Raw genomic sequence first — 1,927 nt, forward strand, 5'->3', positions numbered from 1 at the left:
ACCTGACTCCGAATGAGTCGGAAAGACTTTACTGGGAAACTTACAAAACTGTGGCCAATTTTAGTTGACCACTACAGAGTAAGCTCTACTAAAGATTTCCACACTAGAGTCTGACAAGTCTATGAACTTAACCCCTATATCATCACTTAACTTGTGGAGGTTGTTTTGTAGAAGCGTGTACATTTGCTGAATGAAGTTATCTAAAACTCGCCTTTGGTCGGGATTCTTTTCTTTGTGCTCCGAGAATTGCTCGTAAAAGCTGTAAAGGATTTCACCTGTATCAGTTATGAATCTATTTACTTCCACTACAGCAGTCGGTTTTAAGGTGACTTCGCCTTTTTCTTGAATGCGGTTAAACTCGTACAATTCCGAGAAAATTACAGGTAAATCTTCCTCTGTTATGTACTTAAACTTCGCATTCTTTACCCGCCTTCCCATTACCTTTTCAAAATGCTTTTGTTGTTCGTAATACATTTCATAAAGGCGTTTATCTTTTTGTAACTCTAACCCTTTCATAGTCTGCTCTGAACGGTGATTAGCAGTAACCCAAGCAACTAAAGGAATGCTCAAAGAGGCGATAGTCATAGGTATTTTGAAGGTCGTCCAGAAGTCAGCTAGTAGCTTAGTCGCATCTTCATAGGTGTGGAGTACGTAACCCAATGCTAGTGAGCCTAAAATCGGAACCCCTATTGCTGCTTTGAAAAGCTTAGTTTGAGATAACTTTTTATTATCGGACATTAGCTCTACCTTCTCATCGAACTTATAGCACCTACACTTCTTGCAAGTGGAGATAGAATGAGATGACCATCCAGTTCAGCAAGGTTTCGATAGCACACTTCAAAGTGATTATCTTCGATAAGTCTTTCTTTCGTATCTTCGGGTAAGATAAACGAGTAACCCTCTTCGTCAATAATTCCAAGATTAACCATACTGTATTTTCCGCTATACACATTAGCGGGCATCATCTCCTCTTGCTCAGGTACTCCAAAAGGGATTTCCTTTTCGAAGAATATTCGCAAGAACTCTTTTTCTTTATCTTTTAGGGCGCTAGAAAAGGCAATCAATGTATTTTTACGTTCTTCTGCGAGGTAGTTCGTTAAACAATCTCGAACTATTGGATGCAATTCGTAGACGTTTTCGCGGAAGCTCTTGCGTCCTATGACGCTGATGTAACCAATATTATGGAAGTGAAGTGCAGGATCTCTATTTCTTTCTAATGATATGCTTTCGGTGAGCATTTTTTTTAATAGTGAGAACTCTGTTCTATTGAGGTGAGGCAGCGTTGACTCAACTTCTCGTCTAAATGCCAATACCTTGGACTGTGCTTCTTTCTTTGCAACCTCTTGTGCTTGTTCTTGTTGAAGTGACTCTTCATTTTTGTCTTGCCTACGCTTGTTCCAAGATTTCAGCCAATACAAAAGCTCTATCGATAAGTGAGAAAGGCTATAAGCGGTTAGCATAAGTATGTAAGGGATGTATTCACTTGGTAGCCCCTTCGAAGCCATGAAAGCACTTGTGAAGCTCCAAAAGAATACTAGAAGCAGCACAAACACAAATAGCTTTAAGGCTGTCTTCACCGAAGTTACTGCTGTTACAAGCTTTAGAATCCACTCTGGCACTCTGTCACCCTATCAATATATGTAAGATGAGGAATTGTATCATTTTCTTACAATGCACTGTAAATATAGATATGCGGATCGGTGAGTATTATGTGTAACCCACATCAAGGAAAGTAGGTGCCCTAAATATTGCTTTGAGAACAATCAACCTTTAGTTAAGCGAAAACCGTTAGTTTTATAGAGCTACAAGGTTTGCAATACCTCAACTAATACAACTTTGCTAAGTAACTGACTCATTTTTGTCCGTGCGACCTGAAGTCGTATGAAGCGTTGTTCACCGCTTTATGAGTGAACCGTCTGTATCACCA

General features: G+C 39.6%; 2 protein-coding genes. Both read right to left on the reverse strand.

Translation table 11 applies throughout. The features are described from left to right. Nucleotides 1–60 precede the first annotated feature (60 nt). Nucleotides 61–738, reverse strand: coding sequence for a hypothetical protein (locus Q8W40_RS27865; protein ID WP_305402084.1), 678 nt, complete (start codon nt 736–738; stop codon nt 61–63). A 5-nt stretch (nt 739–743) separates the two neighbouring features. After that, entirely contained in the window at nt 744–1,619 is an 876-nt protein-coding gene (locus Q8W40_RS27870; protein ID WP_305402085.1) for a hypothetical protein, read from the reverse strand. Nucleotides 1,620–1,927: the final 308 nt, after the last annotated feature.

This window comes from Vibrio penaeicida (assembly GCF_030689305.1).
In the GTDB taxonomy this organism is placed as follows: domain Bacteria; phylum Pseudomonadota; class Gammaproteobacteria; order Enterobacterales; family Vibrionaceae; genus Vibrio; species Vibrio penaeicida_B.